At 35.0% G+C, this 14,648-nt stretch carries 16 protein-coding genes; 9 read left to right on the plus strand and 7 right to left on the minus strand.

The features are described from left to right. Nucleotides 1-200 precede the first annotated feature (200 nt). Nucleotides 201-1,886 (plus strand): sodium/sugar symporter, encoded by a 1,686-nt coding sequence (locus GXM17_RS06905; RefSeq protein WP_163398562.1) that lies wholly within the window; start codon nucleotides 201-203, stop codon nucleotides 1,884-1,886. A gap of 92 nt (nucleotides 1,887-1,978) precedes the next feature. Here the strand turns inward: GXM17_RS06905 and GXM17_RS06910 are convergent, their stop codons facing one another. Then, nucleotides 1,979-2,326, minus strand: a complete 348-nt coding sequence (locus tag GXM17_RS06910) for a hypothetical protein (RefSeq protein WP_163398563.1) — start codon at nucleotides 2,324-2,326, stop codon at nucleotides 1,979-1,981. A gap of 167 nt (nucleotides 2,327-2,493) precedes the next feature. After that, a complete protein-coding gene (locus tag GXM17_RS06915) occupies nucleotides 2,494-2,730 on the minus strand; it encodes a hypothetical protein (protein WP_163398564.1) in 237 nt (78 codons plus the stop codon). Between the two features lie 153 nt (nucleotides 2,731-2,883). On the opposite strand from GXM17_RS06915, the gene GXM17_RS06920 reads away from it, so the two are divergent. Continuing rightward, nucleotides 2,884-3,255 (plus strand): hypothetical protein, encoded by a 372-nt coding sequence (locus tag GXM17_RS06920; RefSeq protein ID WP_163398565.1) that lies wholly within the window; start codon nucleotides 2,884-2,886, stop codon nucleotides 3,253-3,255. Between the two features lie 692 nt (nucleotides 3,256-3,947). On the opposite strand, the gene GXM17_RS06925 is transcribed toward GXM17_RS06920, so the two are convergent. Together GXM17_RS06925 and GXM17_RS06930 are read right to left on the minus strand one after the other, a co-directional pair. Beyond that, nucleotides 3,948-4,388, minus strand: coding sequence for a LexA family protein (locus tag GXM17_RS06925; protein WP_163398566.1), 441 nt, complete (start codon nucleotides 4,386-4,388; stop codon nucleotides 3,948-3,950). After that, a complete protein-coding gene (locus GXM17_RS06930; protein WP_163398567.1) occupies nucleotides 4,379-5,653 on the minus strand; it encodes a Y-family DNA polymerase in 1,275 nt (424 codons plus the stop codon). The genes GXM17_RS06925 and GXM17_RS06930 overlap by 10 nt, the downstream gene beginning before the upstream one ends. Nucleotides 5,654-5,858: 205 nt before the next feature. Here GXM17_RS06930 and GXM17_RS06935 point away from each other — a divergent pair, with 205 nt between their 5' ends. Next, a complete protein-coding gene (locus GXM17_RS06935; protein WP_163398568.1) occupies nucleotides 5,859-6,464 on the plus strand; it encodes a hypothetical protein in 606 nt (201 codons plus the stop codon). Between the two features lie 20 nt (nucleotides 6,465-6,484). Here GXM17_RS06935 and GXM17_RS06940 read toward each other — a convergent pair whose 3' ends face one another. Then, nucleotides 6,485-7,735 (minus strand): NAD(P)/FAD-dependent oxidoreductase, encoded by a 1,251-nt coding sequence (locus GXM17_RS06940; protein ID WP_163398569.1) that lies wholly within the window; start codon nucleotides 7,733-7,735, stop codon nucleotides 6,485-6,487. A gap of 101 nt (nucleotides 7,736-7,836) precedes the next feature. Here GXM17_RS06940 and flxA point away from each other — a divergent pair, with 101 nt between their 5' ends. From flxA to GXM17_RS06970, 6 genes are all read left to right on the plus strand, one after another. After that, a complete protein-coding gene (gene flxA, locus GXM17_RS06945; RefSeq protein ID WP_163398570.1) occupies nucleotides 7,837-9,357 on the plus strand; it encodes a flexirubin biosynthesis tyrosine ammonia-lyase FlxA in 1,521 nt (506 codons plus the stop codon). 29 nt (nucleotides 9,358-9,386) lie between these two features. Beyond that, nucleotides 9,387-10,496, plus strand: a complete 1,110-nt coding sequence (locus GXM17_RS06950; RefSeq protein ID WP_163398571.1) for a WG repeat-containing protein — start codon at nucleotides 9,387-9,389, stop codon at nucleotides 10,494-10,496. Nucleotides 10,497-10,514: 18 nt separating this feature from the next. Next, on the plus strand, nucleotides 10,515-11,246 hold the full coding sequence (gene flxB, locus GXM17_RS06955) for a flexirubin biosynthesis SDR family reductase FlxB (protein ID WP_163398572.1): 732 nt from the start codon (nucleotides 10,515-10,517) through the stop codon (nucleotides 11,244-11,246). Between the two features lie 188 nt (nucleotides 11,247-11,434). After that, entirely contained in the window at nucleotides 11,435-12,670 is a 1,236-nt protein-coding gene (locus tag GXM17_RS06960; protein ID WP_163398573.1) for a beta-ketoacyl-[acyl-carrier-protein] synthase family protein, read from the plus strand. After that, nucleotides 12,663-12,917, plus strand: a complete 255-nt coding sequence (locus tag GXM17_RS06965; protein WP_163398574.1) for an acyl carrier protein — start codon at nucleotides 12,663-12,665, stop codon at nucleotides 12,915-12,917. The genes GXM17_RS06960 and GXM17_RS06965 overlap by 8 nt, the downstream gene beginning before the upstream one ends. Continuing rightward, nucleotides 12,917-13,798, plus strand: a complete 882-nt coding sequence (locus GXM17_RS06970; RefSeq protein WP_163398575.1) for an LpxL/LpxP family acyltransferase — start codon at nucleotides 12,917-12,919, stop codon at nucleotides 13,796-13,798. Before GXM17_RS06965 ends, GXM17_RS06970 begins: the two co-directional genes overlap by 1 nt. Nucleotides 13,799-13,859: 61 nt before the next feature. Here the strand turns inward: GXM17_RS06970 and GXM17_RS06975 are convergent, their stop codons facing one another. Further along, nucleotides 13,860-14,168 (minus strand): type II toxin-antitoxin system RelE/ParE family toxin, encoded by a 309-nt coding sequence (locus GXM17_RS06975; protein ID WP_163398576.1) that lies wholly within the window; start codon nucleotides 14,166-14,168, stop codon nucleotides 13,860-13,862. Beyond that, nucleotides 14,168-14,386 (minus strand): addiction module protein, encoded by a 219-nt coding sequence (locus GXM17_RS06980; protein ID WP_163398577.1) that lies wholly within the window; start codon nucleotides 14,384-14,386, stop codon nucleotides 14,168-14,170. Before GXM17_RS06980 ends, GXM17_RS06975 begins: the two co-directional genes overlap by 1 nt. Nucleotides 14,387-14,648: the final 262 nt, after the last annotated feature.

The raw sequence follows: 14,648 nt of genomic DNA on the forward strand, positions 1-14,648 counted from the left end.
GAACTATTTTTACTTTACTTTTGATTTTCGATTTTTTAAAAAAAAAGCAGAATTAAAATACATATCGTATTTTTTTCGAATTAAAAGAATAAATTACTTAGTTTCGCAACCATTATCAACCATTTTTGACATTCATAACAAAAAGCAAAATTTAAAACTATCAAAAATCACTTTATATTAATTTAAAATATTACTAACAAATGAGCCAGAACCTTGCTTTTGCAGATTATGCAGTATTTATTATCTATTTTCTCGTCGTGTCCATTTACGGATACGTCATCTATCGCAAACGCGAAAAAAACGAACACGATGCCAAGGCATACTTCCTTGCAGAAGGAACCCTTACATGGTGGGCGATTGGAGCTTCTTTAATTGCTTCAAACATTTCAGCAGAACAATTTATCGGAATGAGTGGCGAGGGCTTCTTCCTGGGGATTGCAGTTGCTGCCTATGAGTGGATTGCCGCTATTGCTCTTATTATTGTTGCCGTTTGGTTTATCCCGGTATATCTTAAAAATAAGATCTATACCATGCCACAATTCTTAAAAACACGTTACAACGAATCTACTGCCTTGATTATGGCGGTGTTCTGGTTGTTTTTATACGTTTTCGTAAACCTTACTTCTATTTTATATTTAGGAGCGGTTGCTATCAACGGACTTGCAGGTGGTGAGTATCTGCACGTTATTATGGTTGGTTTAGCTGTTTTTGCTTTGATCATCTCTTTGGGAGGAATGAAAGTTGTAGCTTATACAGACGTTATCCAGGTAGCGGTTTTAATCATTGGAGGTTTGGTTACTTCTTATATTGCTTTGACGGTTGTAGCAGAAAGTTTTGGTTTTGGAAAAGACGCTCTTGCCGGTTTCAACCTATTGATGGAAAAAGCTCCGGAACATTTCAAAATGATCATTCCTGAGCCAACAGCCACTTCTACTCAAAATGATATCGACAAATATCTTACTTTCCCGGGACTAATGTCTTATCTGGCAGGTATCTGGATCATCAACCTTAACTATTGGGGCTGTAACCAGTACATCACGCAAAGAGCTTTGGGTGCTGATTTGCAGACTGCACGTACAGGTATTTTGTTCGCAGGTTTCTTAAAATTATTAATGCCGGTTATCGTAATGTTGCCTGGTATTGCTGCTTATGTTTTATACCAAAATGGTGATCTTCCACAATTGGTTGGTGGAAAAGACGGAGCTTACTCAGCCATGCTGACATTCTTGCCTACAGGTCTTAAAGGATTATCTGTTGCGGCTTTAACTGCTGCTATCGTAGCATCTTTGGCTGGTAAAGTAAACAGTATCTCTACTATTTACACCTTAGACGTTCACAAAAAATACATTCAGAAAAATGCAAGCGACAGACATCAGGTAAATATCGGAAGATATGCTGTTTTCGCAGCGATGCTTTTGGCGGTTTTATTTACATGGAATGATGTTCTTGGAATTGGTGGTGTTGGTGGATTCACATACATCCAAAAATATACAGGATTCATTAGCCCTGGAGTATTTGCCATGTTCGTTTTGGGTATGTTCTGGAAAAGAACTACCGGAGCTGCAGCTATTGTAGGGGTAATTTTAGGATTCGTGTTATCAGTATTATTTAACGAATATGCCCCTGCATTGTTCGGAAACGAGACTTTATTGTACACTGCTTACAAAAATGCTAAAGGCATCTACGAAATTCCATTCCACATCTGTATGGGATTATCATTCTTCTTTACCACACTTGTAATGGTAGCAATGAGCTTCGCAGGACCAAAAGTTAACCCTAAAGCTTTTGAAACTGAACCAGGAATGTTTGCTGTAAAACCGCAAACGACTGTTTTAATCGTAATTACATTATTAGTTATCATAGCATTATACGTTAAGTTCTGGTAAAATATATTTTCAATTAATTAAAAGTCTGAAACTAAAATTGGTTTTCAGACTTTTTTTTGAGTTTATAAATGATGACTTTTTGGCAAAACATATCAGAACTCCTGTTTTTCTTGTTTGTGATCAATCGATTTGCTTTTATACAAATCAAATTCATAACTGAATATCTCAAGTAGAATTTCATGATTCAGATTGGGATGGCATAAGTAAAAACCTTCTTGTAATAATCTTGCCGGAAAATTATCAGAAAATTTACCACAAATACTGAGATTATTAATCACTACAAATTTTGAATTATCATTTGTTACTTTTATTCTAAAATATCCATACAGATTATCACTGTATTTCACAGCTAAGATTTCGAAAATAAAATTCGTTAATGCACCATGTTTATCTGAGAAGTAACCCATATTTTCTAAAATTTCATTTTTTATTATTGCCATAATTACAGAATGCTTTTTTGGTTTATAACTTTGATAATTAATCCTATTTAGATTTTGTGCCTGGTTTTTAAATTTTGCTAGCAGTTATTTAAAAGCTTACAGATGTTTATTTGATTAGCGTAATTTGTTTCTGCATAAAATATATTAGATTTTACATTTAGCTGCTCCTATGCTTTTTTGCTAAAGATCTCTTTTCTGCGCAATGTAATCGCAGTTTCTTCATGTAATCTTTTTTGATACAATTCAATGATAATTTCTTCAATATCATTGTTTGTATTTCTGCCATTAAAAACATGAGTAATGTATGAATTGCTGAACGGAAGCCCTTTTTTATTCCGTATCGCTTTCTCTTCCAAAAGCTTTTGAACCTCCTTTGAGTATCCTTTTTTAAAGACTTTCTTCATTTTATTCCTTTGCCCGGCTGTAATCATAGATAAGTTTTATTTGAATCATATAATTATTGTATTTTTACTACGTATTTACTACGAAGTAACTACTTCAAATATATATCATTTATTAATATATTGTATCATTTTTAATACAAAAATTTAAAAAAAATGCAAACAGAAGGCGAAAGATTACGCTACTACATTGAAAGCAAAGAAGTTAACCTAAGGCAGTTCTGTATAGAAAATGATATATTATACACTTCATTGCATCCAATTTTAACCAATTCGAGGTCGCTGGGAATGAATATTTTGAAAAAAATTATGCAGGTTTATCCTAATTTAAATATAAACTGGGTATTAACCGGCATGGGTGAAATAGAAATCACAGAAGAAAAAAACCACATTTTGCGCGATCCAAATTCAGTTTATCAAAATGCAGATCCCGGATACGAAGCTTTCTTAAAATATTTTGATAAAGAAGCCACTACAGATAAAATTATCGCCATTATAGAAAAGAAATTAGAGGATAAGAAGAAGTGATTATAACCCCTGCTCCCCGAAGTCTTCAAACTGAAAAGCTGCGCAAATGTCTCTGACTTTGCGCATTTTTTTAATGTTATTATAATCCTTAACTTCTCAAAGTCTCCCGACTTTTTACCTAAAATTCTTGTATACCCCTGCTCCCCGAAGTCTTCAACTGAAAAGCTGCGCAAATGTCTCCGACTTTGCGCAATTTTTTAATGTTATTATAATCCTTAACTTCTCAAAAGTCTCCCGACTTTTTACCTAAAATTCTTGTATACCAATAAAAAACAAATACGTTATATATTTATAAAAAATTTAAAAGTATTAAGCTGTAATTTCAGGGATATAAAAATTGAAAAAGCAGATAATCCAGTGGTCGATGTTTTAAACCCTAAGCCACTTACAAAATATAATTTGTGTTAATTATTCGTTTAAAGTCGGAGACTTTTACAAATATTGGGTTCTTAAGAAATTTTTAAAATGGCGCAAAGTCGGAGACATTTGCGCAGCGTTGGAAAGGAACACACCCACTGGCGCTCGTTTGTCGACAACTCTGGCGCTTGCTTATAGCGAGTGCCTACTTAAATTAAAAGATAAATCGTAGCGTTTGTAACGCGGTTAAAACAACAAAGCCACTTTAATAACGGAGTGGCTGTAGTTTCTAGAATATCTTGAATTTTATCCAACTTCAACGATGCATGTTATTTTCACACCTTTTTAATCACATAAGTAACCATTCCCCAAATAATAAGCTGGTTTTCTTCAGTAACCTTTATGGGTTTATATTCTGCATTTTCAGGCATGAGGTACAAACAATCTTTTTCGACCTGAATGCGTTTTACGGTAAACTCGCCATCGATAAAACAAATCGCAATTTTATTGTTTTGCGGCTCCAGACTTCGGTCAACTACCAATACATCTTGGTCGTTAATACCCGCATCAATCATAGAATTGCCTTTGACCCTGATATAAAAAGTAGCCAGCGGATTTTCGCTTAGTTCTTTGTTCAGGTCGATACTGGTTTCCATAAAATCAGCTGCCGGCGACGGAAAACCGGCCGAAACGCCCTCATTGATATAAGGAATCCTGATGCCACTTTCGAAATCAGGCTGAAAAAAGGTCAGTTTTTGTTCTTTTTTTAGAGACATTTTACTTCCAGAAGTGTATTAAAATCAGTGGTATATTTAGGAGATAAATGATTCTGGTTCATATCCCAGGTCAATTTAAGATTTTGCGAAGCCAGTTTTACTTTCCGGTTTCCTAATTTATTATTCAGCTGGTCCATCACTTTCATCAAGGCCAGATGTTTTGGATTTTCTTCTTCAAACAACTGAAACTGCTTTTTATCTTCATCAATTAATTCTGTTACTATAACACCAGCCTTTTTAAACCGGATTCCTTCGTTGCCCTTGTGCAATTTCTTCAATATTTCGATAACCGTATTCGAAATGGTCAAAGTTGAATTGGTTGCATAAGGCAGCGTCACCGCCATATTAAAATAATATTGGGATGATTGTACCGAGTGTTTATCGATTACCAGCATTACAATAATGGTATGGCAGCAGGAATTTTGTTTGCGCAGTTTTTCGGCACAAACGGCTGCAAAGGTCGTCACCCGTTCACGCAGCAAATCAAAATCAGAAATTTGTTTGGGGAAACTTCTCGTAGTCGCAATACTCTTTTTTTGTTGCGGCAAAGGCTCTAAATCCAAAACCGATTTGCCTTCGAGTTCATATTTCAGGCGAAGACCAACCACGCCCATTTCTTTCTTAATCCACGCTTCGTGCACAGGATCAATAAAATCAAGTGCCGTATGTATATTTCTGAGTTTTGCTTTCTTTTTTGTACGATAACCAATGCCCCAAACGTCTTCAATCTTAGTCCATTTTAAAGCTTTGATTCTTTTTTCTTCGGTATCAATTACATAAACGCCTTTGGTTCTATCCTGAAATTCTTTTGCAATTTTATTGGCAACTTTTGACAACGCCTTAGTTTCGGCAAAGCCAATGCATACCGGAAGTCCAACCCATTTTTGAATTCGGGATTTCATTTGCATCCCGTAATCCTGATAATCCAAAATATTCAAACCATCAAAATTCAGAAAAGCTTCATCTATGCTATAAATTTCTACATTTGGGGTAAACTGCTCCAAAATTTTCATCACCCGGTTGCTCAAATCTCCGTACAAAGGATAATTGGACGAAAACAATTTGACATTTTTTTCTTTTACCAGTTCCCTGATCTTGAATGCCGGCGCGCCCATTGGAATCCCAGCTGCTTTAGCTTCATTGCTTCGTGAAATCACACAGCCATCATTATTGGATAATATCGCAACAGGTTTTCCGTTGAATTCCGGCTGGAAAACACGTTCGCATGAAGCATAAAAATTATTACAATCGACTAAAGCATACATGCTGCAAAATTACGCAATAGTGAGTTATGCATTTAAATAAGGAAAGTTAATTTTTATAACATATTTAAAATCAGATATATAAACTCAACTTCACAAGGTTGAAATTAGGAAATAAATCCTGTTAAAAAAAATTGCACAAATCACCAAAAGACTGGTTGTGTTTTAAAAAAATATTTACATTTGAAACCTAAACTAATCCTTAATTATGAAAAAAATTGTATTTGCATTATTACTCGTTTCAGGATTTACATTTGCTCAGGACATGAATGTCGTAAATGGAGATTTTGATTTTTTAAAAAACCAAAAAGAAGTTAATGTAGAATTTGATTATAGTAGTTTTACTATGATGAAAGAAAACAAAACAGAAGCTCAGTATGTTGAAGAACACAAAGCCGAATTAGACAAAAAGGCAAAAGGAAACGGAAACATCTGGCAAAAAAAATGGGTAGCTGCCAAGGAACAAATATGGACTCCTAAATTTTTGGAAATTGCCAATGTCGTATTAACTAAAGAACATAAAGATTTAAATTTCCAGGAAGGATTAAACACTCCTTATACCTTAATAGTAAAAACAGTGTGGGTATATCCGGGATGGGATGCCGGAATTATGAAACAGCCAGCAAAAGTTACCACAAATTTAAAATTTGTTGAAACAGCAAATAAATCAAATGTTTTGTTGGAAATTAACAGTGAAGAAGCTCCCGGAGATCAGTGGGGAAACAATTTCAGCAATGAATCCCGAATTGGAGAAGGTTACGCTAAAACAGCAAAATCAATGTCTAAGCTTATAGCAAAAAAAGCGTATAAATAAAAAACCAAAAAAAGCCCTGATTATTCAGGGCTTTGTTCTTTTTGCATATTCAGCAGATACGCCATATTTGCTATTACATGGTCATGTTTCTTAACAAACGGATTTTCTTCATTCCAGACATACCCTGCCAGTACAGCACATATTTTTTCTTTCACATCCGGATTTTCAGGCTGATGAAAAAACAAAGTCTGAAGATTTCCGGTGTACCATTCTTTTACGTAAGTGGTAAAAACAGCGATGCCCCGTTTCATATATTGCGTAAATTCAACTTCCCAGTCAACAGGAATTCCCTGTGATTCTTTCAGGTATAATTTGGCTGCCAGCATTCCCGATTCTGTCGCAAAAGCAACTCCAGATGAAAATACCGGATCCAAAAATTCTGAGCTGTTTCCGGTCAACGCAAAACCGTCTCCGTACATTTTTTTTACGGCTCTTGAATAATTTTCCAGTTTTACCGGCTCGAATAAAAATTCAGTCCCTTTGAATCTTTTGATATAATAATCCGAAAGCTGAATCGCATTTCGTAAAGCTTCAGCGTTATTTTTATTTTCTGAAAGCGAATTGATAAAATCTGTCGGACCAACCACTCCTAAACTGGTATTTCCATTCGAAAACGGAATTACCCAAAGCCAGACTTCGGTCTCCAGAATATCAAATGATATCATGGTTCCCTCCTCGCCTTCAGGTCGGTTGATATCTTTTACGTGTGCAAATATCGAAGAATGCGGATCCAGTTTTGAAGGAGTATCCAAATCTAAAAGCCTTGGCAAAACACGTCCGTAACCGCTGGAATCAATAATGAATTTCGCGTGGATTTCTTTCAGGTTTCCGTCTTTATCTTTTACGACTGTTTTGGAATTTTTCCCTTCAAAGGAAACTTCCAGAACTTCGGTTTCAAATTCCAGGTTAATTCCTTTTCTAATTACTTCCTGCGCCATTGTGTTGTCAAAATCAGCTCTTGGCACTTGCCAGGTCCAGTCCCAGCCTTCTCCAAATTTCTGACTGAAATCAAAAACACAAATCTCTTCACCCCTGATAAAACGGGCTCCAAGCTTCTTTTCAAAATTCATGGCGTCTAAACTTTCAAAAAGTTCGGCCTCTGCAAAATGGTCCATAACCCTCGGTATAAGACTCTCGCCAACCACTAATCTTGGAAACTTTGTTTTTTCAACCACCTTTATGTTAACACCGTTCCTATGAAGATACGATGCCGAAACACATCCCGATGGTCCTGCCCCAATGATTAAAACGTCTACAAACTCCTTTGTCATAATAGAAATGTTCTGATTTATTAACTTACATTTGCCCTCATCAAAATAACTACATTTATTTTGATAAATAAAATTAAATTAGCGCAATCAAAACGAGTTTAATGAATACAATTAATGAATATTTAAGTTTAGCCGAATTCGAGGCTATTATATTTGGAAACCAGAAAGTTACAATTAGCGATTTGGTACTAAACCGTGTGCATGAAAGCTTCAATTTTTTAAAAGAATTTTCAGGAAATAAAGTAATATATGGCGTAAATACGGGCTTTGGTCCTATGGCTCAGTATCGAATTAAAGAGTCTGACCAGATTCAGCTGCAATATAATTTGATCCGAAGCCACTCATCCGGAACAGGAAAACCTTTAAGTCCGGTTTGTGCAAAAGCAGCTATTTTAGCACGTTTAAACTCATTATCACTAGGAAATTCCGGTGTTCATCCTTCCGTTATCCATTTGATGGCTGAATTAATTAACAGAGATATCACTCCATTAATTTTTGAACACGGGGGTGTTGGTGCCAGTGGGGATTTAGTTCAGTTATCACATTTAGCCTTAGTTTTAATTGGCGAAGGCGAAGTTTTTTATAAAGGTGAAAGAAGACCAACTCCCGAAGTTTTTGAAATTGAAGGTTTAAAACCAATTCAGGTAGAAATCAGAGAAGGTCTGGCTTTGATCAACGGAACTTCTGTAATGACCGGAATTGGGGTTGTAAATGTACATCATGCCAATAAATTATTAGACTGGTCATTGAAAGCTTCCTGTGCCATAAACGAACTGGTTCAGGCGTACGACGATCATTTTTCTGAAGAATTAAACCAGACCAAACGCCATAAGGGACAACAGGAAATTGCATTAAGAATGAGACAAAATCTTTCTGACAGCACATTGATCCGTAAAAGAGAAGACCATTTATATTCCGGCGAAAATACCGAGGAAATTTTCAAAGAAAAAGTTCAGGAATATTATTCTCTAAGATGTGTCCCTCAAATTTTGGGTCCTGTTTTAGAAACGATTAATAACGTAGCTTCTATCCTGGAAGATGAATTTAATTCGGCAAACGACAACCCAATTATAGATGTAAAAAACCAGCACGTTTATCACGGAGGAAATTTTCACGGAGATTACATTTCGCTTGAAATGGATAAACTGAAAATCGTAATTACCAAATTAACAATGCTGGCAGAACGCCAATTAAATTATTTACTGAATTCAAAAATTAACGAATTACTGCCTCCGTTTGTAAATTTAGGAACATTAGGATTTAATTTCGGAATGCAGGGTGTACAGTTCGTGGCAACCTCAACCACTGCAGAAAGCCAGATGTTATCCAATCCAATGTACGTTCACAGTATTCCGAACAACAACGACAATCAGGATATTGTAAGCATGGGAACCAACTCGGCTGTTATTACCTCAAAAGTAATAGAAAACGCTTTTGAAGTATTGGCAATCGAATTAATTACAATTGTTCAGGCTATTGATTATTTAGAACAAAAAGATAAAATTTCATCTGTTTCTAAAAAATGGTATGATGATGTTCGAAAAATAATCCCAACTTTTAAAGAAGATCAGGTCATGTATCCTTTTGTTCAAAAGGTAAAAGATTATTTGATAAACAGCTAATTTAAAAAGTGCAATCTTACTTAAATAATATGAAAAAAATATTTTTTTTATTTCTATTGTCTATACAATTAATTAACGCTCAAGAACTCGCATTAGTTAAAAAAGACGGAAAATGGGGTTTCATCACAAAAGACGGAACTTTTGCCATCGAACCAAAATTTGAGGGTGCCAAAAATTTTTCTGATGGATTAGCTGCTGTAAAAGAAAATGGAAAATGGGGATTTATAGATAAGACAGGAAAAATTATAATTCCTCCTTCTTTTGATAATGCAAAATATTTTGACAGTGGTATTTGTATCATTCAAAAAAACACCGACTGGTTTTACATTAATAAAAAAGGTGAAATATTAAAAGGCGCACCGCAATCAGATAAATTATTTGATTTTGATAATGGTGTTGCATTTTTTAGACAATCCGGAAAAGTTGGTCTTATCAATACTAAATTTGAAATTATCCTTGCTCCAAAATATGATGTGATAAGAGCTTTTGAAAATGGTTATGCGAAAGCAGCAAAAGATGACAAATGGGGAATTATTGACCCAACTGGAAAAGAAGTTGTTGAAGTTATTTATGATGAAGTTGGAAATTATTACAACAATACAAGCTGGGCGAAAAAGAACAAAGCTTACGGATTGATACGCAATGGGAATTTTATTGAAATTCCGGGTGTTACTGAATTCGGCTCTTTCGGGACACAAGATTTGGTTTCTGCAAAAAAAGGCGGAAAAGTAGGATTTCTAAATTTAGAAGGACAATGGGTTATTCAGCCCAGATTTCAAAAAGCAAAATCTTTTTCTAAAAATCTGGCTCCTGTCTGTTCAAATGACAAATGGGGTTATATCAATTTAATAGGTGCGTATGTTGTAGCGCCAACTTATAATGATGCTGAACCATTTAGTGAAAACGGACTTGCTGCCGTGAAAAATTATAATTGGGGATTTATAAATGAAACCGGAGAATTGATTATTCCGACAAAATATGAAATTTCAATCGCACTTTTCGGTATGTTTATGCATCAGGAAAAAGGATTCATTGATGGACTCGCAAGAGTAAAACTTAGTGGAAAATGGGGTTTTCTTAAACCTAATGGACAAATTTTAAATGAATGGTACCAGAACGCTGAGCCTTTTCAAAAATAATAAAAACTATCTTTTAAAATGAAATGTGTACTAGTAACCGGCGGTTCAAGAGGGATAGGAAGTGCTGTTTGTAAAAAATTAGCAGCTGAATCCAGTTATCATATTCTGATTAATTATCACTCTAACAAAACCGCTGCCGAAGAAACACTTCAGGAGATACAAAAATTAGGAGCAACAGGAGAAATTCTGGGTTTTGATGTATCTAATTTTGAAGAAGTACAATCTGTTTTAACAAAATGGCAGGAAGCGAATCCTGAAGCAATTGTTGAAGCCATTGTAAATAATGCCGGAATTACGAAAGACGGTCTTTTTATGTGGATGACTCCCGAAGACTGGAACGGAGTTGTAAACACCAGCTTAAACGGATTTTTTAATGTAACGCAGTTTTTTATCCAGAAAATGTTGCGTAATAAATACGGCCGAATTGTCAATATGGTGTCCGTTTCGGGAGTAAAAGGAACAGCGGGCCAAACCAACTATTCGGCCGCAAAAGGTGCTATAGTTGCAGCTACAAAAGCTTTGGCCCAGGAAGTAGCAAAACGCAATATTACGGTAAATGCTGTTGCGCCTGGCTTTATCAGAACCGATATGACAAGCCAGCTTGACGAAAAAGAATTATTAAAACTAATTCCGGTAAATCGTTTTGGCGAAGCAGAAGAAGTAGCAGATCTGGTAAGCTTTTTGATTTCTAGAAAAGCAGGCTATATTACAGGAGAAATCATCAACATAAACGGCGGAATATATTCTTAAAATATTTTAAACACATCGAAACATAGATTTTTATACATAAAAAGAATACAAAATAGAAATATATTTCTTTCACATAGAGAGCTATGTTTATTTAAAATAAGTGAAACGCCTTTTTTGAGTTTACAAAAACTATGTATCTATGTGTTTAAAAAGACACTTTAAGGATAAAAAATTACTTTAAAAAGAAGATGAACAGGAGAGTTGTAATTACGGGAATGGGAATTTATTCCTGCATTGGTACTTCATTAGACGAGGTAAAAGAATCATTATACAACGGAAAATCAGGTATTAAATTTGATCCGGATCGAAAAGAATTTGGTTTCCAGTCGGCATTGACCGGGATGGTTCCAAAAGCTGATCTGAAAAATCTACTAAACCGAAGACAGCGTATGAGCATTGGCGAAGAAACCGAATACGCCTATATGGCTACAATCGAAGCTTTGAAAAATGCCAATATTGACGATGCTTTTTTTGACAATCGCGAGGTTGGCATTATGTACGGTAACGACAGCGTCTCTAAAGCCATAATCGATGCGACAGATATAGTCCGCGAGAAAAAAGATACGGCGCTAATTGGTTCAGGAGCCATTTTCAAATCGATGAATTCTACGGTTACCATGAATCTTTCAACGATTTTTAAACTCCGCGGTATTAATTTAACTGTAAGTGCAGCCTGTGCAAGCGGTTCACACTCTATTGGACTGGCTTATTTTTTAATAAAAAGCGGTTTTCAGGATATCATTATTACCGGAGGGGCACAGGAAATCAATAAATATGCGATGAGCAGTTTTGACGGTTTAGGTGTTTTTTCGAATAGAGAAAGCGATCCCGAAAAAGCTTCAAGACCTTTTGATTCAGGACGTGACGGATTAATTCCGAGTGGCGGCGGGGCAACCTTAATTTTAGAAAGTTATGAATCTGCCATTGCAAGGGGTGCGACTATTATTGCCGAAGTTTCCGGTTACGGATTCTCATCAAACGGAGGTCATATTTCAACTCCAAATGTAGAAGGACCCGCTACCGCAATGAAAAGAGCACTTGAAGAAGCCAACTTAAAAGCATCAGATATTGGATACATAAATGCACACGCCACCTCAACTCCTGTTGGTGATGCAAACGAAGCCAAAGCTATTTTTGAGGTTTTTGGTGAGAAAAATCCTCCTGTAAGTTCTACAAAATCAATGACCGGACACGAATGCTGGATGGCCGGAGCCAGCGAAATAATCTACTCTATTCTGATGATGCAGCACGATTTCATTGCTCCCAACATCAATTTGGAAAATCCGGATGAAGATGCATCTAAATTAAATTTGGTCAAAAGTACGTTAAACAAAAAATTTGATATATTTTTGTCCAATTCTTTCGGGTTCGGAGGAACCAACTCTGCGTTGGTGGTTAAAAAGTTTAAATTAGAAAATGAATAAAGAAGAGATTATAGCACGAATTAATGGTTTTTTGGTTGATGAATTTGAAGTTGACAATGACGAAATCGAACCAGATGCTAATTTAAAGGATACACTTGGGCTGGATAGTTTGGATTACGTTGATTTAGTCGTTTCTATCGAATCTAACTTTGGTGTAAAACTGATTGAAGCAGATTTTGTCGGAATTGCTACTTTTCAAAACTTTTATGACCTTATCGAATCCAAACTAAAAGCTAAAACTGCTTAATGAGTCAATGGGATGGCAAATCAAAAGGGACAGTTTTAGGCTATAGAATATTCGTTTTTCTGATTCGGAAAGCGGGTGTAAAATCGGCTTATTTTTTACTTTATTTTGTCGCTTCTTATTATTTTTTGTTTTTAAAGAAAAGCAATCAGGCTATTTTTTATTATTTTAAAGAAAGACTACAATATTCCTGGTTTCAGTCAAAAAAAATGGTTTTCAGAAGTTATTACACTTTTGGCCAGACCATTATTGACAAAGTTTCTATTTCAGCCGGTCTTCGAAATAAATTCACCTATGAATTTGACGGAATAGAAATCCTGAAAAAACTTTTAGCTGAAAAAAAAGGCGGTGTTCTGATAAGTGCGCATGTTGGAAATTTTGAAATCGCAGAACATTTTTTCGGAGACATCGATCTTGATTTTCAAATCAATCTGGTCACTACCGATTTAGAGCATTCGGCAATAAAGAATTATCTCGAAAGCGTTACGCAGAAATCTGCTGTAAAATTCATCATCATCAAAGAAGATCTGTCGCATATTTTTGAGATTAATGCCGCTTTGGCCAATAAGGAATTAGTCTGTTTTACCGGAGATCGCTATTTTGAAGGCACCAAATCACTTTCTACAACTATTTTAGGAAAAGAAGCCAATTTCCCCGCAGGTCCTTTTCTAATAGCTTCCCGATTAAAAGTTCCTGTAGTTTTTGTTTATGTAATGAAAGAACCAAACCTTCATTATCATTTGTATGCACGCGAAGCAACCGTAAAACATCGTGACGAAAAAGGATTATTGAAAGAATATGTGCAAAGTGTAGAAAGTATTCTGCAAAAATATCCTTTGCAATGGTTCAATTATTTTGATTTTTGGAATGATACCGGAGCTTAAAGTTTAAAATATTCTCCAGCTTTAAGCATTAAAAAGAAATCATTGAAAAATGTTAATTTTATTATTTTGACATTCTTTCTTTAATTATTTCAGGATTTCTACTTGTGTGTAAAACTCCAAAAATCACAATTCGCTTCTGTTCTTCTTCAACTAAATAGAAAATCGCATAAGGGAAACGAGTCACTAAAGATTGTCTGAACTCTTTATATTTTTGCTCATAATGTTCTGGAAACATTCCAATGTAACCGATCTCTTTATCAACTTCAGCCTTAAACTCTTCAGCTAATGATTTACTCTTATCTTCATACCATTTTTTAGCTTTTCGCAAGTCAGTTTGTACGATTGGCAGTAATTTTATTTCATAAATCATTACCAATCATGCTTTACATCTTTCCACTCCAAAAGATTATCGGGATTATTTTTATAACTTTCCAGACGACTGTCCAATTCTTTTTTATGTGCAGCTGACACTTTTTGATTTTCTTCTTTTTCCTGCTTTAAAACGCGCTCTAAAGTAGCCATTATTGACTCTTCATCTATACTAAACAATTCCTGTATAAAATTATATTTACGTGCTTCTAAATCCATGACACCTACTTATTTACTTTATGTAAAGATACAATTTTTGTTTCATTTTTACCGTTTTGCTTCATAAAGTAAGAAAAAGTACCTACCTTATATAAACACTCCATTTCGAAACGGGTAAATTCTTTTATTATTCCCAAATGTAAAAATGCAAAACCAGAAAACCTGATTTTGCACTTTATGACATTTTGATTTAAAAGGCTATATTTTAAAAATAACTCTATTCTTCCCCTTCTATTTCTGAATTTCCCTCCATAGAAAAACC

Source organism: Flavobacterium fluviatile (assembly GCF_010645065.1).
GTDB lineage: Bacteria > Bacteroidota > Bacteroidia > Flavobacteriales > Flavobacteriaceae > Flavobacterium > Flavobacterium fluviatile.